The organism is Streptomyces sp. SAT1, assembly GCF_001654495.1.
Taxonomy (GTDB): domain Bacteria; phylum Actinomycetota; class Actinomycetes; order Streptomycetales; family Streptomycetaceae; genus Streptomyces; species Streptomyces andamanensis.
Window position 1 is genome coordinate 6,187,584 of the sequence record NZ_CP015849.1, and the last position, 17,219, is coordinate 6,204,802.

The following is a 17,219-nucleotide window of genomic DNA, read 5'->3' on the forward strand; positions in this document are numbered from 1 at the left end:
CGGTGCCGGTCAGCCGCGGCGGTCCACGTACTCGTACACCGACCCGTCCGGATGCACGGCGATCAGAATGCGGCCCGCCGGGGTGCCGACCGGGCCCGCGATCACGCGGGCGCCCAGTGCGGTCAGCACCCGGTTCGCCTCGTCGACGTCCGCGACGGCGATCGTCGCCGACACCTTGCGCAGCACCTCCAACTCGGCCGCGGGGCCGCTCATCAGCAGAAAGCAGCCGACCGCGGCCACCTTCACCCCGCCGCGCTCGAACCGGAGGGCCGGGGTGCCCGCCAGGCGTTCGTAGAAGGGGACGGCGGTCTCCAGGTCGTCGACGCAGACGCGCAGGCTGGTTCCCAGAATCTCCATGCCAGGGAGCCTAGTTGGGCGCCCGGCCCGGCGGAGATCGTTCGCGCCGACTGCCGCGGAGGCCGCCGGGAGGGCGCGCGTGACGCGTCCCCGCGCGGGTACCCGCAGCGGCATGGAGCGCCTCGAACACATGGAGCATCTGGACAAGCACCTGGCCGACGAACTGGCGCAGGTGGCGCGCGAGACGGTGCGCGACGAGCTGCGCGAGCAGGCCCGCAGGCAGCGCCGTACGGCCCTGCTGTACGGCGCGTCGGGCGCCCTCGCCCTGTACGCGGGCGCGGCTGTCGCCCTCGCCGTCGGACTGGCCCTCGCGATCGGGCTGCCCGGCTGGGCCGCCGCCCTGATCACGGCGGCGGTGCTGGGCGCGGCGGCCTACGCGCTGCGCCGCGCCGCGCGGTCGGGCGCGCCGGGAGCACCGGGAACAGCGGGGGTGCCGGGCGGTCCGGAGGCGGCCCGTGCGCCGCACCCGGCGGCCTCGCACGTGCCGCCGATGCCGCCGAGCCCGCCCGCCGTGCCGCGTCCGCCGCACACCCGGGGAGACGACGTGTCCTGAGCGGCACCCCGGCAGCAGCATCCGGCGCCCGCCCCTTGATATCGACTGATGTCAATCGACTGATATCAAGGGGCGGGCGCCGGATTGCGCGGGGCGCGTCAGTGCGGGAGCTGCGGCAGCACCTTCGTGCGGTAGAAGTCGAAGAAGCCGCGCCGGTCGGGGCCGATCTGGTTGACGTACACCCGATCGAAGCCCGCGTCGGCGTACTCCCGCAGCGCGGCCACATGCTGGTCCGCGTCGTCGCCGCACACCACGTTGTCGCGGACCATGTCCTCGGTGACCAGCGGTTCCAGCTGCTCGAAGTGGCGGGGCGTGGGCAGCACCTGGCCCATCTCGCCGGGCAGTTGCTCGTTGTACCACAGCCGGTGCACGGTGCGGACGCACTCCTCGCGGTCGTGCCCGAAGCACACCTTCGTCCCGCCGCTGACGAGCTTGGCCCCGCCGCCGCCCTTGCGGTACTGCGTGACCATCTCCTCGTCCGGCATCATCGTGATGTACCCGTCGCCCACCCGCGCCGCGAGCGAGGTCGCCTTCGGGCCGAAGCCGGAGACGTCGATCGGCACCGGCTCCTCGGGGACGGTGTACAGCCGGGCGTTCTCCACCGTGTAGTGCGTGCCGTGGTGGTTGACCTCCTCGCCCGTGAACAGGCGGCGCATCACCTGGATCGCCTCCTCCAGCATCTCCAGGCGGACATGCGCGGGCGGCCAGCGGTCGCCGAGGATGTGTTCGTTGAGCGCTTCCCCGGTGCCCACACCGAGCCGGAAGCCGCCCTCGGCCATCACCGCGGCGGTCGCCGCGGCCTGCGCCACCACGGCCGGGTGCATCCGCACCGTAGGACAGGTCACCGCCGTCTCGACGGGCAGCGACACCGCCTCGGACAGCGCCCCGATCACCGACCACACGAACGCGCTCTGACCCTGCGCGCCGTTCCACGGATGGTAGTGGTCGGAGATCCACAGGGCTTCGAATCCGGCCTGCTCGGCCATTCTGGCCTGCTCGACGAGTTCCGCCGGGCCGTACTGCTCGCAGGACAGGAAGTAGCCGTACTCGGGCATGGGGCGAACCTCCACGAAGGGGCGGGCGGGACCGCGCACCCGAGTACCCGGGCGAGGGGACGGAAACCGGCGTGGGACCGCCGGGCGGGGGCGCGCGGCGCCGGGCCGCGCACACGTTTGGGCGCCCCGGCCCGGGGGACGCGGAAAGCTCCGTACCAGGTACGCCAGAGCGCCGGAGGAGGCGAACCGTGGGTCGACCCCGCATCGTGATCGTGGGCGCCGGTTTCGCCGGTTTCCACGCGGCCCGGACCCTGTCCCGGATGTCCCGGAACAGGGCCGACATCACCGTGCTGAACCCGACCGACTACTTCCTGTACGTGCCGCTGCTGCCCCAGGTGGCCGCGGGTGTGCTGGAGCCGCGCCGGGTCGCCGTCTCGCTCTCCGCCGCCCTGCCCGGGGTCCGCCTGGTGCTCGGCGAGGCCGGCCGGGTCGACCTGGACGCGCGCACCGTGCACTTCACCGGCCCCGAGGGGGATCCGGGCACGCTCGGCTACGACCGGCTGGTGCTGGCGGTCGGCAGCGTCAACAAGCTGCTCCCGGTCCCCGGTGTCGCCGAGCACGCGCACGGCTTCCGCGGCCTGCCCGAGGCGCTGTACCTGCGCGACCACGTGACCCGCCAGATGGAACTGGCCGCCGCGGAGGACGATCCCGCGCTCCGTGCCGCCCGCCGCACCTTCGTCGTGGTCGGCGCGGGCTACACCGGGACCGAGGTGGCCGCGCACGGGAAGATGTACACCGACGCGCAGGCGCACGGACTCCCGCCGCACCACGGGACGCGGCCCCGCTGGCTGCTCCTGGACATCGCGGAGCGCGTCCTGCCCGAGCTGGACGAGCGGCTCTCGCGCACCGCCGACCGGGCGCTGCGGGACCGGGGCGTCGAGGTGCGCATGGGCACCTCGGTGAAGGAGGCCACCCACGAGGGGGTGCTGCTGACGGACGGCGGGTTCGTGCCGACCCGCACCCTCGTGTGGTGCGTGGGCGTACGCCCCGACCCGCTGGTGGAGAGCACCGGGCAGGACCTGGAACGCGGCCGGATCGTCGTGGACCCCTACCTCCAGGTGCCGGGACGGCCCGAGGTGTTCGCCTGCGGCGACGCGGCGGCCGTGCCCGACGCCCACCACCCCGGCTCCTTCACCCCGATGACCGCCCAGCACGCCTGGCGGCACGGCCGGATCGCCGCGATCAACGTCGCCGCCTCGCTCGGCGCCTGCGCACGGCGGCCCTACCGCCACCGCGACCTGGGCTTCGTCGTGGACCTCGGCGGTGCGCGGGCCGCCGCCAACCCGCTGGGCCTCCCGCTGTCCGGGCTGCCGGCCGCCGCCGTCACCCGCGGCTACCACCTGGCCGCGATGCCGGGCAACCGGGTCCGGGTGGCCGCCGACTGGCTGCTGGGCGGTGCACTGCCGCGCCAGGCCGTCCAGTTGGGACTCGTACGGTCCTGGTCCGTGCCGCTGGACACCGCCTCCCCGGAACTGGCCCGGGTGGGCGGCGGGCCGGGCGGCAGAAGCGGCGGGACCTGCAAGGACGGCGAGGACGGCGAGGACGGCAAGGACGGCAAGGACGGCAAGGACGGCAAGGACGGCAAGGACAGCAAGGGCGGCAAGGACGGCAAGGACGCAGCAGACGGCGCGGAGGGCGCGGAAGGCGAGAGCGTCACCGAGATCATCGACAACACCGAGAAGGCCCAACTGGCGGGCGCCGAACCGGCACCGCACACCCCGGCACCGGCACCGGAGACCGGCTCCCGGTCCGGCCGGTCCGGCCCCGGGACCGGTGCGAAGCGGCCCCCGGAGACCGGCCGGGAGTCCGTGCCGAACCGGTCCGCGCGCCGGCACAGCCCGAGGGGCCCCGACCCCGGCCCGGCGGCGCACCACGAGCACCACCCCGCTCCCGGCCCGGTCAAGCGGGCCGACATCCCCGCGGAAGGAGACTCATGAACCACGCCGAACTCGTCGACCTCGGCCAGCAGTTGCGCGTCGACAGTGTGCGGGCCGCCGCCGCGGCGGGCTCCGGGCACCCCACGTCCTCCATGTCGGCCGCCGACCTGATGGCGGTCCTGCTCGCCCACCATCTGCGCTACGACTTCGACCGGCCCGAACACCCCGGCAACGACCGCTTCGTGCTGTCCAAGGGGCACGCCTCCCCGCTGCTGTACTCCGCCTACAAGGCGGCCGGCGCCGTCGACGACGACGAACTGCTCACCTTCCGCAAGCTGGGCAGCCGTCTGGAGGGCCACCCCACCCCGCAACGGCTGCCGTGGGTGGAGACGGCCACCGGGTCGCTCGGCCAGGGCCTGCCCATCGGCGTCGGCATCGCCCTGTCGGGCAAGCGCCTCGACCACGCCGACTACCGCGTCTGGGTGCTGTGCGGCGACAGCGAGATGGCCGAGGGATCGATCTGGGAGGCCGCCGAGCACGCCGGGTACGAGCACCTGGACAACCTGACCGTGATCGTGGACGTCAACCGGCTCGGCCAGCGCGGTCCCACCCGGCACGGCCACGACCTGGACGCCTACGCCCGCCGCTTCCGCGCCTTCGACTGGCACACGATCGAGATCGACGGCCACGACGTGGACGCGATCGACCGGGCCTATGGCGAGGCCGCCTCCACCAAGGGCCAGCCCACCGCGATCATCGCCCGCACCCTCAAGGGCAAGGGCGTCGAGGACACCGAGGACCGCGAGGGACTGCACGGCAAGCCGCTGAAGGACGCCGACGAGGCGATCGAGGAACTCGGCGGCCCGCGCGACCTGCGCGTCCAGGTCCACGAACCGCCCTCCGCGCGCTCCCTGCACGCCGTGGGCGACGGCAGCCTCGAACTGCCCCGCTGGGAGCGCGGCGAGCAGGTCGCCACCCGCGACGCCTACGGACACGCGCTGGCCGCGCTCGGCACCGCACGCGGCGACGTGGTGGCCCTGGACGGCGAGGTCGGCGACTCCACCCGCTCGGAGTTCTTCGCCAAGGAACACCCCGACCGCTACTTCGAGTGCTACATCGCCGAGCAGCAGATGGTCGCCACGGCGGTCGGCATGGCCCGGCGCGGCTGGGTGCCGTACGCCTCCACGTTCGCGGCGTTCCTGACCCGGGCGTACGACTTCGTGCGGATGGCCGCCGTCAGCGGTTCCGGGATCAACCTCAACGGCTCGCACGCGGGCGTGTCGATCGGCGAGGACGGGCCCAGCCAGATGGGCCTGGAGGACCTGGCCATGATGCGGACCGTGCACGGCTCGACCGTGCTCTACCCGTGCGACGCCAACCAGACCGCGCGGCTCGTCGCCGCCATGGCCGACCTGGACGGCATCCGCTATCTGCGCACCTCGCGCGGTGAGAGCCCGGTGCTGTACGGGCCCGACGAGGAGTTCCCGGTCGGCGGCAGCAAGGTGCTGCGCTCCTCGGACCGGGACCGGCTGACGATCGTCGCCGCGGGGGTCACCCTGCACGAGGCGCTCTCCGCCGCCGACTCCCTGGACCGGGAGGGCATCCCGGTGCGCGTCGTCGACCTGTACTCCGTCAAGCCCGTCGACCGGGCCACCCTGCGCCAGGCCGCCGAGGACACCGGGTGCCTGCTCACGGTCGAGGACCACCGGGAGGAGGGCGGCATCGGCGACGCGGTGCTCGACGCCTTCCTCGACGGCCGCCCGGTGCCCCGCCTGGTCCGGCTCGCGGTGCGCAGCATGCCGGGTTCGGCCACGCCCGCCGAGCAGCTGCACGCGGCGGGCATCGACGCGGAGTCCATCGCCGCCTCCGCCCGGCTCCTGGTGGAGGAAGCGGTGGTGCCGTGAGCGGAAGCCCCCGCACGGTACGGGCCGGCCGGCGCACCCTCGAGGTGCACCGGCCGGACAAGGTTCTGTTCCCGGCCACCGCGGGCTGCCCCGCCTGCACCAAGGCCGACCTGGTCGGCCACTACCGCGCCGTGGCCCGCTTCATGCTGCCCCACCTGCGCGGCCGGCCGCTGATGCTGGAGCGCCGCCCGGACGGCCTGGACGGCCCCGTCTTCATGCAGAAGAACACGCCCGCGTACTACCCGGACTGGATCACCCGCGCCGAGGTCGCCAAGGAGGACGGCACCGTCACGCACACCGTCTGCGACGACACCGCCACCCTGGTGTACCTCGCGGACCAGGCGTGCCTGACCCCGCACCGCTGGCTCTCCCGGGCCCGCGCGCCCGAGCGGCCGGACCTGATGATCTTCGACCTCGACCCGTCCGGCGACGACTTCGCGCCGGTGCGCGAGGCGGCCCGGCTGCTGGGCACGCTCCTGGACGAGCTGGGCCTGCCCGCGGCCCTGATGACCACCGGGTCCCGCGGACTGCACGTGACCGTGCGCCTCGACGGGCGGTGCGGCTTCGACGAGGTGCGGGAGTTCGCCCGGGACACCGCCGGACTGCTGGTCGCCGGCCACCCCGACCGGTTCACCACCGCGGCCCGCAAGAAGGACCGCGGCGAGCGGCTCTACCTGGACGTCCAGCGCAACGGCTACGCCCAGACCGCGGTGGCGCCCTACGCCGTACGGGCCCGGCCGGGCGCGCCCGTCGCGATACCCCTCTCCTGGGACCAGCTCGACGACCCGGCGCTCGGGCCGCGGCGCTGGACTGTCGCCGACGCCGTCGACCAGGCCCGCACGCGGCCCTGGTCCGGGCTGCCCGCACGCGGCCGGGCGCTGGGCCCCGCCCGGCGGCGGCTGGATGCGCTGCGTGACTGAGGTTTGGCCAAGGAACCTGCGGCCACACGAAGAGGAGAGGTGGTCATGGCGAACACAGAGACCCCAGAAGAGCCGGAGGATCCGGAAGAGCCGGAGAACGCGGCGGAGTCGCAGGAACCACAAGAGCCCCGGAAGCCCCGGGGATCCCAGACAGCACAGAAGCCTCAGAAAACACAGAAGTCACAGCAGTCGGGCAGCGGCCACCACGAGGACCGCCAGGCCCCGCCGCGGCCCCGGCCGATGGAGGTGCTGCGCGAGGCGCGCGCCCAGTTCGGCGAGCTGACCGGCCTCGTCCCGGAGTCCGTCACGAGTTTCGAGCGGACCCAGGACGGCTGGTCGCTGGAGCTGGAGGTCCTGGAACTGGCCCGCGTGCCCGACACGATGAGCCTGATGGCGAGCTACGAGGTCGAACTCGACCCCGAGGGCCAGCTCACCGGATACCGGCGGCTGAGCCGCTACGAACGCGGCCGGTCCGACGCCCGCAAGCACGGCGGCCGGTGACCTCCGGGGCAGCCCGAGGCAATTCATTTTCACACGGGAAACACACCTTTTTCCACACGGGAAACACACCCTCACACGAGAAGAGGAGGCACGGTCGGCATGACCGTTGTCCCGGCACAGACGTCCGGTGGTGGAGGCGGCAGCAGTGGCCTCTACGACGTACTGGAACTCGTCCTCGACAGGGGACTGGTGATCGACGCGTTCGTGCGGGTTTCGCTGGTGGGCATCGAGATCCTGAAGATCGACGTACGCGTCGTCGTGGCCAGCGTCGACACATATCTGCGCTTCGCCGAGGCGTGCAACCGGCTCGACCTGGAGTCCGGCCCGCACAAGAGTCCGGGCCTGCCGGACCTCGTCGGCGAGGTCACCGAGTCCGGCGCGCGCGGCAAGTCCAAGGGGGCGCTGTCCGGCGCCGCCCAGACCGTCTCCGACGCCTTCAAGCAGGCCCGCTCCGAGAGCTCGGGCGAGTCGGAGTCCCGTCCGCGACCGCGCAGGACGTCCTCGGCGCGCCGGAAGGAGGAGCAGGAGTGAGCACGTACGTCTACGGCATCACCGCCGCCTCGCACCCCGCGCTGCCCGAGGGACTGACCGGCATCGGCGACCCGCCCCGGCCGGTCCGCGTCCTGACGGCGGGCGAACTGGCCGCCGTGGTCAGCGACGCACCCGAGGACCTGCGCCCCAAGCGCCGGGAACTCCTCGCCCACCAGGGCGTGCTCGGGGAGGCGGGCGCCGCCGGCTGTGTGCTGCCCATGCGGTTCGGCAGCGTCGCACCGGACGACGACGCCGTCACCGGTGTGCTCACCGAGCGCGCCGAGCACTACAAGGAACGCCTGCGGGCGCTGGACGGCAAGGTCGAGTACAACATCAAGGCCAGCCATGTGGAGGAGGCCGTCCTGCACCACGTGATGGCCGACAACCCGGAGATCAGGGCCCAGGCCGAGGCCAACCGGCAGGCCGGCGGCGGCAGTTACGACGACAAGATCAGGCTGGGCGAGATGGTCGCCGCGGCCGTCAAGGCCCGGGAGGCGGAGGACGGCGCCCTGGTGATCCGGGCGGTCGAGTCGCACGCGGCGGCGGTGAGCGAGGGCCCGGCGTCCACGGGCTGGCTCGTCAACGCCTCCTTCCTGGTCGGCCGGGACGAGGCGGCCGGCTTCCTGGAGGCCGCCGAACAGGCCCGCAAGGACCTGCCCCATCTCGAATTGCGCGTCAACGGCCCGTTGCCGCCCTACAGCTTCGTCGAGCCAGGCCCGGCCGAGCCCGCGGGCACAGCGGCGGGAGCCGACGCGGGAGCGGAGTGACGCCATGGGACTGATCTCGGAGGTGCTGCTGCTGCCGTTCGCACCGGCGCGCGGCAGCTCCTGGGCGATCAGACAGGTGCTGCGCGAGGCGGAGCGCATCTACTACGACCCGGCCACCGTCCGGGCCGAGCTGGCACGGCTGGAGGAGCGTCTGGAGGCGGAGGAGATCACCGAGGAGGAGTTCGACCGCCAGGAGGACGAGCTTCTGGACCGGCTGGAGATCGGCCTGCGCGGCGGCGCGGGGACGGGTGAGGGGACGGCACGATGAACCGAGTGGGACTGGGCCTCGCGGTAGGGGCCGGATATCTGCTGGGGCGGACGAAGAAGGCGAAACTCGCCTTCGCGGTGGGCAGCCTGGTCGCGGGCAAGAAGCTGAACCTCGGTCCGCGCGCCCTGGCGGACCTGCTCAACCAGCAGCTCAAGGACAACCCCCAGTTCAAGGAGATCGGGGACCAGCTGCGCCAGGACCTGCGGGGTGTCGGCAAGGCGGCCTCCGGGGCGATGGTCGAGCGGCAGATGACGGCACTCGCCGACCGGCTGCACGGCCGTACGGCCCAGGTGCGCGACGAACTGGCCGGTGCGGTGCCGGACGGCGGCTCCGGCGACGGGGCCGAGGACGGGCGCCAGGACGGCGACGGCGGCGACGACGACTACGAGGACCGCGGCGAAGGCCGCGAGGCCGACGAGGACCAGGGGCAGGACGCGCGGGAGGAGTCCCGGAGGAAGGAGCCCGCGAAGAAGAGCCCCGCGGACCCCGCGAAGAAGGCCGCCCGCAAGGCACCGGCCGCGGAGCCCGCCGAGAAGGCGGCGAAGAAGGCCCCCGCCCGCAAGGCGGCGGCGAAGAAGACAGCCCCGGCCCGCAAGGCGGCGGCGAAGAAGACGGCCGCGGCCGGCCGGGCTTCCGGCGCCGCCCGGTCCAGGTCGGCGAAGGGCGGCGGTGAACGATGACCGAGACCTTGGGATCCGCGGCCTCGACCGCGGGCAGGACGGCGGGCGGAGCGGCCAAGGGCAGCCCGCTGGGCGACCTGGCCCACAGCGAGGCCGCCGACCGGCTCAAGGCGGAGGCGCAGGAGTACCTGTCCGCCCAGGCCGAGCGGCTGCTGGCCGGCCTCGGCCGCAAGCTCGGCGAGACCACCGGGAAGCTCAACGACATCGCCGAGGGCAACAGCCCCGGCTTCGCGCGCCTCGCCCTCGAAGGCGGCCGGAAGGTCGCCGAGGGCAAGGGGCCGGTGCGCTCCGCGCTGGAGCTGGGCGCCTCGCACGCCAAGGACAGTGTGATGGGCGCCCTGAAGAACCTGGGCGGCGGCAAGGGCAAGGGCAAGGGCAAACGCGGCGGTGGCAACAAGCCGATCGTCATCATCGAGTCCGTCGACGTCGGCGTCCCGCTGCGCACCGCCTACGACCAGTGGACCCAGTTCCAGGACTTCAGCACCTTCGCCAAGGGCGTCAAGAGCGCGAGCCGCGCCGACGACACGCACTCCGACTGGCAGGCGAAGATCTTCTGGTCCAGCCGGAGCTGGAAGGCCCACACCGTCGAGCAGGTCCCCGACTACCGCGTCCAGTGGACGTCGGAGGGCGCCAAGGGCACCACGAAGGGGGTCGTCTCCTTCCACGAGCTGGAGGAGAACCTGACCCGCGTCCTGCTGGTCATGGAGTACTACCCCAGCGGATTCTTCGAGAAGACCGGCAACATCTGGCGGGCCCAGGGCCGCCGCGCCCGGCTCGACCTGAAGAACTTCGCCCGCTTCATCACCCTCAAGGGCGAGGCGGAGGACGGCTGGCGCGGGGAGATCCGCGACGGCGAGGTCGTCCAGAGCCACGAGGACGCGGTCGCCGAGGAGGAGAAGGCCGAGGGCACCGAGGAGGACCAGGAGGAGTCCTACGAGTCCGAGGAGGAGCCCGAGGAGGAGCGCGACGGCGAGGGACCCGAGGACGAGTACGAGGACGAGGCGGAGGACGAGTACGAGTACGAGGACGAGCCCGAGGGCGAGGAGGAGAGCGACGCGGAGGACGAGGCGGCGGACGCCGACGAGGGCGGAGCGGAAGAGGAAGACGCCGAGTACGAGGACGAGTACGCCGAGGGCGGGAGCCGTCGATGACGACCCCGAGCAGGCTGCCGGACCCGTACGGCTCGGGAAGCGGCGCCAATCTGGCCGACATCCTGGAGCGGGTGCTGGACAAGGGGGTCGTCATCGCGGGCGACATCCGGATCAACCTGCTCGACATCGAACTGCTCACGATCAAGCTCCGGCTGGTCGTCGCCTCGGTGGACAAGGCCAAGGAGATGGGCATCGACTGGTGGGAGAGCGACCCGGCGCTCTCCTCCCGGGCCCGCCGCGACGAGCTCACCCGGGAGAACGCCGCGCTGCGCGAGCGGCTGGCGCGTCTCGAGGAACTGGAACAGGGCAGCACGGTCCGCAAGGAGGCACCATGACGGGACTGCGGTACGTCTACGCCGTCTGCCGCCCCCTCGGCGCGCCCCTCCAGGCGCAGCTGACCGGGGTCGCGGGCGCGCCGGCCAAGTCGCTGACCCACCACGGCCTGGTCGCCGTCGTCAGCGAGGTGCCGGAACGGGACTTCTCCGAGGAGGCGCTGCGCGCCCGTCTGGAGGACCTGGACTGGCTCGCCGCCACCGCCCGCGCCCATCAGGGCGTCATCGACGCGCTCACCGTCGTCACCACCCCGCTCCCGCTGCGGCTGGCCACGGTCTTCCGGGACGACAGCGGGGTGCGCGCGATGATCGAGTCCCGCGAGGAGCACTTCCGGCGGACCCTGGAGCGCCTCCAGGGCCGGGTGGAGTGGGGCGTCAAGGTGTATGTGGAGCCCGAGCGGTCCGAGGAGCCGGCGGCCGCGGGCGCCGGGCGCAGGCCCGCGTCCGGCCGGGACTATCTGCGGCAGCGGCGGCAGGAGTCCCGGGCCCACGAGGACCGGTGGCAGCGGGCCGAGACGTTCGCCACCCGGCTGCACGGCAAGCTGTCGGCGTTCGCCGAGGAGTCCCGGCTGCACGCCCCGCAGAATCCCGCGCTCTCCGGCGCCGCCGGGCAGAACGTGCTCAACGCCGCCTATCTGGTGCCGCGCGCGCATTCCGAGGAGTTCGTGGAACTCGTGGACCGCACGAAGGACGAGGCACCGGGGCTGCGGGTGGAACTGACGGGCCCCTGGGCTGCGTACTCGTTCGCCGGGGAGAACCCCGAGGGTGATGCCGGGGAGAACCCATGACCGTCATCGAGCGCCGGGAGATCGCCCTGGTCGACCTGCTGGACCGGCTGCTGGCCGGCGGGGTCGTCATCACGGGCGACGTCACGCTGCGGATCGCGGACGTCGACCTGGTCCGGATCGATCTGAACGCGCTGATCAGCTCGGTGAACGCACAGGTCCCCTCGCCGTTCGACCCTCTCATGGCCGTCGAAGGGCCGCAGGAGCCCCGCGAACCCCTGGAGGAACCGTCGTGAGCGCGCGCAAGCGTCTGGAGCTGGAACCCGACACCGTCGAACGCGACCTGGTCAAACTCGTCCTCACCGTGGTCGAGCTGCTGCGCCAGCTCATGGAGCGGCAGGCCGTGCGCCGCTTCGACGTGGGGGACCTGTCCGAGGACCAGGAGGAGCGGATCGGTCTGACGCTGATGCTGCTGGAGGACCGCATGGCCGAGCTGCGCGACCGCTACGGACTGCGGCCCGAGGACCTGAATCTGGACCTCGGACCGCTGGGACCGCTGCTTCCCCGGCAATGACCCGGCAATGACCTGGCAATGCCCCGGGGACGACCGGGAACGAACCGGAACGACCGGGAACGCCCCGGGACCGGGGGAGTCGGAGAGTCCGCGAGGGAATCAGCCTTCCTTGCGGCACAGAACCTCTCCGTGCAGGACCGCGAACCAGCCGTCCTCCCGCCGCCCCCACGCGCGCCAGGCTCCGGCCACGGCCCGCAGCTCCTCCTCGGTGGCGTGGCCGCCGGCGGTGGCCCGCTCGGCGTAGGCCGACGCCAGTGTGCGGTCGGCCCACAGCCCGCTCCACCACTCCCGCTCCTCGGCGGTGGCGTAGGTCCAGGTACCGGAGGTCGCCGTCACCGCGGACTCCGGGAAGCCCGCCCGCAGCGCCCAGGAGCGCAGCCGCCGCCCCGCGTCCGGCTCGCCGCCGTTGGCCCGCGCCACCCGCCGGTACAGGTCCAGCCAGTCGTCAAGACCCGCCACCTCGGGGTACCAGGTCATCGCCGCGTAGTCCGCGTCCCGGACCGCGACGATCCCGCCGGGCCGCGTCACGCGCCGCATCTCGCGCAGCGCCCGCACCGGATCCCCGACGTGCTGGAGCACCTGATGGGCGTGGACCACGCAGAACGTGTCGTCCGGGTAGTCCAGGGCGTGCACGTCCGCCACGGCGAAGTCGATGTTGCCGAGTCCCCGTCCGGCCGCCGTGGCGCGGGCCTGCTCCAGGACGCCCGGCGCCCGGTCGACGCCCGTGACATGGCCGTCGGGCACCAGTTCCGCCAGGTCGGCGGTGATGGTGCCGGGGCCGCAGCCGATGTCCAGGACCTTCATGTGCGGCTTGAGCGAACCGAGCAGGTAGGCCGCCGAGTTGGCGGCGGTGCGCCAGGTGTGCGAGCGCAGCACGGACTCGTGGTGCCCATGGGTGTAGACGGCCGTCTCCCGCGGTTCCGGCATGGCGGTACCCCTTCTCCTGACCTGTCCCCGCACGGGCCGCGCGGCCCCGGGGCGGTACGGATCACGGTACGCGCGCATGCCGAATGATGAGACCCGCGTTTCACCATACGGGCTGACGGTTCGTCAGTGCCGATGCGGGTCAGGCGCCGGGCAGCGGCCGGTAGACCGTCAGCGCCTCGGGCAGCTTCTCCAGGCGCACCTCGCCCTCCACCTCGGTGACCTCACCGTCGTAGGCGAGGAGGGTGCCCGGCTCCAGACCGGCCAGCCGCAGCCGGCGCACCTGGACGGCCGCGTGGGCGGGGGAGCGCGTGAGCGGGCCCGCGAGCGCGGCCGACAGCAGCCGCAGCGCGGGCCTGCGGCCCCCGTGCACCACCCGGACGTCCAGCACCCCGTCGGCCAGGTCGAGGCGGCGGCCCGGCGCGAGCCCCATGCGGTGGTAGGTGCCGTTCCCGGCGAACAGCAGCCACATCGGGCGGCAGCGGCCCTGCACCTCCGCCTCCAGCGGATGGCGGTCCGCGCGCAGCACCCGCAGCGCCGCCAGCACCCCGGCCGGCCAGCCGCCGATCCGGTCCGTCCACCGCTCGCGCAGCCGCACCAGCTCCGGGTACACCCCGAGACTGAAGGTGTTGAGGAAGATCCCCTGCCCGCGCCCCGAGGTGAAGCGGCCCACGTCCACCCGCACCCCGTGCCCGCGCCGCACCGCCCGGCCCAGGTCCTTGGCGTCCTCCACGCCCAGGTCGTACGCGAAGTGGTTGAGCGTGCCGCCGGGCAGCACCGCGAGCGGCAGGCCATGGCGCAGGGCCGTCCGGGCGGCGGTGTTCACGGTGCCGTCGCCGCCGCACACACCGAGCACCACGGCCCGGCCCGCCGCCTCCTCCAGCGCGTCCCCGACGTCCTCCGGCGCGCACGCGACGACCTCCGCCTTCGGCAGCACGTCCAGCAGGGCGCGGGCCCGGTCCGAGGTGCCGGAGGCGTCGTTGGCGACCAGCACCAGCCCCTCGCCCTCCGCCAGCGCGGGCACCTCGGCGCGCGGCCGGGCGGGCGGCACCAGCTGGGCGCGCGCCGGGACCAGTCCCCGTACGGCGAACGCGGCTCCCGCGCCGAGGGCCGCGCCCGCCAGCACGTCGCTCGGGAAGTGGACGCCGGTGTAGACGCGGGAGGCCGCCACCGAGACGGCCAGCGGCGCCACCGCCGCGCCCCACCCCGGGGACTCCAGGGCCACCCCGGTCGCGAAGGCGGCGGCGGAGGCCGCGTGCCCGGACGGGAAGGAGGTGGTGATCGGCTGCCGCCCCAGCCGGCGCACCAGCGGCACCGGGCCCAGGTCCGGGCGCGGCCTGCGCACCGAGCGCTTGCCGAGCGTGTTCACGGTCAGCGAGGCCAGCCCCAGCGAGGCCAGGCCCCGTACGGCGGCCCGGCGGGCGCGCGGGCTGCGGCTGGCCGCGACCGCCGCCGCCGTCGCGAACCACAGCACGCCGTGGTCGGCGCTCCGGCTCAGCCGGGGCAGCACCGGGCCCGCGCCCGGCCAGCGGCGTCCGGCCGCCGCGCGGAACAGCCACGCGTCCGCGGCGAGCAGCCGGGTCAGGCCGGTACGGGCGCCGCGGCCCGCGGCGGCGGGGGAGGTGAGGTCGAGGTCTGGGCTCATACAGGCACCGTTACCCTGAAGCGGCCGTTTCTTGTGCGCGGGCCGGACCCCGCCCCGGGCGCGCACGGCACGCCACTGCCTCCGCACCCGGGACCACCTATGCGCCTGCTCCTCGTCCGCCACGGCGAGACCCCGTCCAACGTCGCCTCGCTGCTGGACACGGCCGCCCCGGGGCCCGGCCTGACCGAACTCGGCACCCGGCAGGCAGCCGCGCTGCCCGAGGCGCTCGCCGACGAGGACATCGAGGCGCTGTACGCCTCCACCCTGGTGCGCACCCAGCTCACCGCCGCCCCGCTCGCCGCCGCCCGCGGCCTCGGCGTGCACATCCGCGACGGCATCCGCGAACTGGCCGCAGGCGACCTGGAGCGCGAACCGGGCGACACCGAACGCGGCCGGCTCTACATGCGTACGGTCCTGGCCTGGGCGGACGGCGAGCGCGACCTGCGGATGCCGGGACCGGGCGGCGAGAGCGGCGCCGAGGCGCTGGCCCGCTACGACGCGGTCGTCGCCGAGGCCGCGGGCAGCGGCGCCCGGACCGTCGCCATGGTCAGCCACGGCGCGGCCATCCGCCTGTGGACCGCCGTCCGCGCCCGCAACCTGGACGCGGACTTCGCCGCCGCCCACCCGCTGCGCAACACCGGCGTGGTCGTCCTGGAGGGCTCGCCCGACGACGGGTGGCAGGCGCTGTCCTGGGCGGGCGCGCTCGTCACGCCCGCGCGCGAGGGCGGACCCGCGGGCCGCCCGGTCGACGCCGGATGACCGGGCGTGCGGGCCGGTGACCCGTTAAGGGTTTGCCGCCGCCCCGGGCGCGCCCGCACAATGCGTGACCATGGGACATCTGGAAGCCGCGCACCTGGAGTACCACCTGCCCGACGGGAGGACGCTCCTCGGCGACGTGTCCTTCCGAGTGGGCGAGGGAGCGGTGGTCGCCCTCGTCGGGCCCAACGGAGCGGGCAAGACGACCCTGCTGCGGCTGGTCTCCGGCGAGCTGAAACCGCACGGCGGCACCGTCACCGTCAGCGGCGGCCTGGGCGTGATGCGCCAGTTCGTCGGCTCGGTCCGGGACGAGACGACCGTACGCGACCTGCTGGTGTCGGTCGCGCCGCCGCGCGTGCGGGAGGCCGCCCGCGCCGTCGACGCCGCCGAGCACGCCCTGATGACCGTCGACGACGAGGCCGCCCAGCTGGGGTACGCCCAGGCGCTCGCCGACTGGGCCGAGGCCCGCGGCTACGAGGCCGAGACCCTGTGGGACATGTGCACCACCGCCGCGCTCGGCGTGCCCTACGAGAAGGCGCAGTGGCGGCAGGTGCGCACCCTGTCCGGCGGCGAGCAGAAGCGGCTGGTCCTGGAGGCGCTGCTGCGCGGCACCGACGAGGTGCTGCTGCTCGACGAGCCCGACAACTACCTCGACGTGCCCGGCAAGCGCTGGCTGGAGGAGCGGCTGCGGGAGACCCGCAAGACCGTCCTGTTCGTCTCCCACGACCGGGAACTGCTCGCCCGCGCCGCCGAGAAGATCGTCTCGGTCGAGCCGGGACCGGCCGGCGCCGACGCCTGGGTGCACGGCGGTGGCTTCGCCACCTACCACGAGGCCCGGCGCGAGCGCTTCGCCCGCTTCGAGGAGCTGCGCAGGCGCTGGGACGAGAAGCACGCCCAGCTGAAGAAGCTGGTGCTGAACCTGCGCCAGGCCGCCAGCGTCAGCCATGAGCTGGCCTCCCGCTACCAGGCCGCCCAGACCCGGCTGCGCAAGTTCGAGGAGGCCGGGCCGCCGCCGGAGCCGCCGCGCGAGCAGGACATCCGGATGCGGCTCAAGGGCGGCCGCACCGGCATCCGGGCCGTCACCTGCCAGGGCCTGGAGCTGACCGGCCTGATGAAACCGTTCGACCTGGAGGTCTTCTACGGCGAACGGGTCGCCGTCCTCGGCTCCAACGGCTCCGGCAAGTCGCACTTCCTGCGGCTGCTGGCCGGCGGGGACGTCGCGCACACGGGCGCGTGGAAGCTGGGCGCGCGCGTGGAGCCCGGCCACTTCGCCCAGACCCACGCCCATCCCGAGCTGGCCGGGCGCACCCTTCTGGACATCCTGTGGACCGAGCACTCCCAGGACCGGGGCGCCGCCATGTCCCGGCTGCGCCGCTACGAGCTGACCGGCCAGGCCGAGCAGTCCTTCGACCGGCTCTCCGGCGGCCAGCAGGCCCGCTTCCAGATCCTGCTGCTCGAACTGGCGGGCGCCACCGCCCTGCTCCTGGACGAGCCCACCGACAACCTCGACCTGGAGTCCGCCGAGGCCCTCCAGGAGGGCCTGGAGGCGTACGAGGGCACCGTCCTCGCCGTCACCCACGACCGCTGGTTCGCCCGCTCCTTCGACCGCTACCTGGTCTTCGGCAGCGACGGCCGGCTCCGCGAGACGGCGGAACCGGTCTGGGACGAGCGGCGTGTGGAGCGGGCCCGGTAGCCCCTC

General features: G+C 73.9%; 20 protein-coding genes. 16 read left to right on the forward strand and 4 right to left on the reverse strand.

From position 1 onward, the window contains the following. Nucleotides 1–9: 9 nt before the first annotated feature. Entirely contained in the window at nucleotides 10–357 is a 348-nt protein-coding gene (locus tag A8713_RS26480) for a VOC family protein (RefSeq protein ID WP_064536076.1), read from the reverse strand. Nucleotides 358–469: 112 nt separating this feature from the next. On the opposite strand from A8713_RS26480, the gene A8713_RS26485 reads away from it, so the two are divergent. Further along, on the forward strand, nucleotides 470–910 hold the full coding sequence (locus tag A8713_RS26485; RefSeq protein WP_064537730.1) for a phage holin family protein: 441 nt from the start codon (nucleotides 470–472) through the stop codon (nucleotides 908–910). A gap of 98 nt (nucleotides 911–1,008) precedes the next feature. Here the strand turns inward: A8713_RS26485 and A8713_RS26490 are convergent, their stop codons facing one another. Further along, nucleotides 1,009–1,965 carry an LLM class F420-dependent oxidoreductase gene (locus tag A8713_RS26490; protein WP_064536077.1) on the reverse strand — a complete coding sequence of 319 codons (957 nt, stop codon included), beginning with the start codon at nucleotides 1,963–1,965 and terminating at the stop codon, nucleotides 1,009–1,011. Nucleotides 1,966–2,153: 188 nt separating this feature from the next. Between A8713_RS26490 and A8713_RS26495 the strand changes: the two genes are divergently transcribed. From A8713_RS26495 to A8713_RS26555, 13 genes are all read left to right on the forward strand, one after another. Further along, nucleotides 2,154–3,902 (forward strand): NAD(P)/FAD-dependent oxidoreductase, encoded by a 1,749-nt coding sequence (locus A8713_RS26495; protein WP_173860909.1) that lies wholly within the window; start codon nucleotides 2,154–2,156, stop codon nucleotides 3,900–3,902. Then, nucleotides 3,899–5,746, forward strand: a complete 1,848-nt coding sequence (locus A8713_RS26500) for a transketolase (protein WP_064536081.1) — start codon at nucleotides 3,899–3,901, stop codon at nucleotides 5,744–5,746. Before A8713_RS26495 ends, A8713_RS26500 begins: the two co-directional genes overlap by 4 nt. Beyond that, nucleotides 5,743–6,666: a non-homologous end-joining DNA ligase gene (ligD, locus tag A8713_RS26505; RefSeq protein ID WP_064536083.1), complete on the forward strand. Its 924-nt coding sequence runs from the start codon at nucleotides 5,743–5,745 to the stop codon at nucleotides 6,664–6,666. The genes A8713_RS26500 and ligD overlap by 4 nt, the downstream gene beginning before the upstream one ends. Before the next feature lie 45 nt (nucleotides 6,667–6,711). After that, nucleotides 6,712–7,167 carry a gas vesicle protein GvpO gene (locus tag A8713_RS32665; RefSeq protein WP_079159141.1) on the forward strand — a complete coding sequence of 152 codons (456 nt, stop codon included), beginning with the start codon at nucleotides 6,712–6,714 and terminating at the stop codon, nucleotides 7,165–7,167. A 99-nt stretch (nucleotides 7,168–7,266) separates the two neighbouring features. Continuing rightward, on the forward strand, nucleotides 7,267–7,698 hold the full coding sequence (locus A8713_RS26515; RefSeq protein WP_064536087.1) for a gas vesicle structural protein GvpA: 432 nt from the start codon (nucleotides 7,267–7,269) through the stop codon (nucleotides 7,696–7,698). Beyond that, the gene (locus tag A8713_RS26520; RefSeq protein ID WP_064536089.1) at nucleotides 7,695–8,465 is read left to right on the forward strand and encodes a GvpL/GvpF family gas vesicle protein; all 771 of its coding nucleotides are present in this window, start codon (nucleotides 7,695–7,697) and stop codon (nucleotides 8,463–8,465) included. Before A8713_RS26515 ends, A8713_RS26520 begins: the two co-directional genes overlap by 4 nt. Before the next feature lie 4 nt (nucleotides 8,466–8,469). Beyond that, nucleotides 8,470–8,733 carry a gas vesicle protein GvpG gene (locus A8713_RS26525; RefSeq protein WP_064536091.1) on the forward strand — a complete coding sequence of 88 codons (264 nt, stop codon included), beginning with the start codon at nucleotides 8,470–8,472 and terminating at the stop codon, nucleotides 8,731–8,733. Continuing rightward, nucleotides 8,730–9,413, forward strand: a complete 684-nt coding sequence (locus A8713_RS26530) for a hypothetical protein (RefSeq protein ID WP_064536092.1) — start codon at nucleotides 8,730–8,732, stop codon at nucleotides 9,411–9,413. Before A8713_RS26525 ends, A8713_RS26530 begins: the two co-directional genes overlap by 4 nt. Beyond that, on the forward strand, nucleotides 9,410–10,564 hold the full coding sequence (locus A8713_RS26535) for an SRPBCC family protein (protein WP_064536093.1): 1,155 nt from the start codon (nucleotides 9,410–9,412) through the stop codon (nucleotides 10,562–10,564). Before A8713_RS26530 ends, A8713_RS26535 begins: the two co-directional genes overlap by 4 nt. After that, entirely contained in the window at nucleotides 10,561–10,899 is a 339-nt protein-coding gene (locus A8713_RS26540) for a gas vesicle protein (protein WP_018571748.1), read from the forward strand. The genes A8713_RS26535 and A8713_RS26540 overlap by 4 nt, the downstream gene beginning before the upstream one ends. Then, complete coding sequence (locus tag A8713_RS26545) at nucleotides 10,896–11,684, forward strand: GvpL/GvpF family gas vesicle protein (RefSeq protein ID WP_064536095.1); 789 nt, start codon at nucleotides 10,896–10,898, stop codon at nucleotides 11,682–11,684. Before A8713_RS26540 ends, A8713_RS26545 begins: the two co-directional genes overlap by 4 nt. Continuing rightward, the gene (locus A8713_RS26550) at nucleotides 11,681–11,917 is read left to right on the forward strand and encodes a gas vesicle protein (RefSeq protein ID WP_064536097.1); all 237 of its coding nucleotides are present in this window, start codon (nucleotides 11,681–11,683) and stop codon (nucleotides 11,915–11,917) included. Before A8713_RS26545 ends, A8713_RS26550 begins: the two co-directional genes overlap by 4 nt. Then, the gene (locus tag A8713_RS26555) at nucleotides 11,914–12,195 is read left to right on the forward strand and encodes a gas vesicle protein K (RefSeq protein WP_064536099.1); all 282 of its coding nucleotides are present in this window, start codon (nucleotides 11,914–11,916) and stop codon (nucleotides 12,193–12,195) included. The genes A8713_RS26550 and A8713_RS26555 overlap by 4 nt, the downstream gene beginning before the upstream one ends. Nucleotides 12,196–12,294: 99 nt before the next feature. On the opposite strand, the gene A8713_RS26560 is transcribed toward A8713_RS26555, so the two are convergent. Further along, entirely contained in the window at nucleotides 12,295–13,122 is an 828-nt protein-coding gene (locus tag A8713_RS26560) for a class I SAM-dependent methyltransferase (protein WP_064536101.1), read from the reverse strand. 139 nt (nucleotides 13,123–13,261) lie between these two features. Next, the gene (locus tag A8713_RS26565) at nucleotides 13,262–14,764 is read right to left on the reverse strand and encodes a bifunctional phosphatase PAP2/diacylglycerol kinase family protein (protein ID WP_064536103.1); all 1,503 of its coding nucleotides are present in this window, start codon (nucleotides 14,762–14,764) and stop codon (nucleotides 13,262–13,264) included. A gap of 99 nt (nucleotides 14,765–14,863) precedes the next feature. Between A8713_RS26565 and A8713_RS26570 the strand changes: the two genes are divergently transcribed. Beyond that, nucleotides 14,864–15,523, forward strand: coding sequence for a histidine phosphatase family protein (locus tag A8713_RS26570; protein ID WP_064536105.1), 660 nt, complete (start codon nucleotides 14,864–14,866; stop codon nucleotides 15,521–15,523). Nucleotides 15,524–15,593: 70 nt separating this feature from the next. Then, entirely contained in the window at nucleotides 15,594–17,213 is a 1,620-nt protein-coding gene (locus A8713_RS26575; RefSeq protein WP_064536107.1) for an ABC-F family ATP-binding cassette domain-containing protein, read from the forward strand. Nucleotides 17,214–17,219 lie beyond the last annotated feature (6 nt).

Excerpts from the sequence above, each read along its gene's own strand:
- A8713_RS26480 (WP_064536076.1), bottom strand. The coding sequence starts at position 357 with ATGGAGATTCTGGGAACCAGCCTGCGCGTCTGCGTCGACGACCTGGAG.
- A8713_RS26485 (WP_064537730.1), top strand. The coding sequence starts at position 470 with ATGGAGCGCCTCGAACACATGGAGCATCTGGACAAGCACCTGGCCGAC.
- A8713_RS26490 (WP_064536077.1), bottom strand. The coding sequence starts at position 1,965 with ATGCCCGAGTACGGCTACTTCCTGTCCTGCGAGCAGTACGGCCCGGCG.
- A8713_RS26500 (WP_064536081.1), top strand. The coding sequence starts at position 3,899 with ATGAACCACGCCGAACTCGTCGACCTCGGCCAGCAGTTGCGCGTCGAC.
- A8713_RS32665 (WP_079159141.1), top strand. The coding sequence starts at position 6,712 with ATGGCGAACACAGAGACCCCAGAAGAGCCGGAGGATCCGGAAGAGCCG.
- A8713_RS26515 (WP_064536087.1), top strand. The coding sequence starts at position 7,267 with ATGACCGTTGTCCCGGCACAGACGTCCGGTGGTGGAGGCGGCAGCAGT.
- A8713_RS26525 (WP_064536091.1), top strand. The coding sequence starts at position 8,470 with ATGGGACTGATCTCGGAGGTGCTGCTGCTGCCGTTCGCACCGGCGCGC.
- A8713_RS26530 (WP_064536092.1), top strand. The coding sequence starts at position 8,730 with ATGAACCGAGTGGGACTGGGCCTCGCGGTAGGGGCCGGATATCTGCTG.
- A8713_RS26535 (WP_064536093.1), top strand. The coding sequence starts at position 9,410 with ATGACCGAGACCTTGGGATCCGCGGCCTCGACCGCGGGCAGGACGGCG.
- A8713_RS26540 (WP_018571748.1), top strand. The coding sequence starts at position 10,561 with ATGACGACCCCGAGCAGGCTGCCGGACCCGTACGGCTCGGGAAGCGGC.
- A8713_RS26545 (WP_064536095.1), top strand. The coding sequence starts at position 10,896 with ATGACGGGACTGCGGTACGTCTACGCCGTCTGCCGCCCCCTCGGCGCG.
- A8713_RS26550 (WP_064536097.1), top strand. The coding sequence starts at position 11,681 with ATGACCGTCATCGAGCGCCGGGAGATCGCCCTGGTCGACCTGCTGGAC.
- A8713_RS26560 (WP_064536101.1), bottom strand. The coding sequence starts at position 13,122 with ATGCCGGAACCGCGGGAGACGGCCGTCTACACCCATGGGCACCACGAG.
- A8713_RS26565 (WP_064536103.1), bottom strand. The coding sequence starts at position 14,764 with ATGAGCCCAGACCTCGACCTCACCTCCCCCGCCGCCGCGGGCCGCGGC.
- A8713_RS26570 (WP_064536105.1), top strand. The coding sequence starts at position 14,864 with ATGCGCCTGCTCCTCGTCCGCCACGGCGAGACCCCGTCCAACGTCGCC.
- A8713_RS26575 (WP_064536107.1), top strand. The coding sequence starts at position 15,594 with ATGGGACATCTGGAAGCCGCGCACCTGGAGTACCACCTGCCCGACGGG.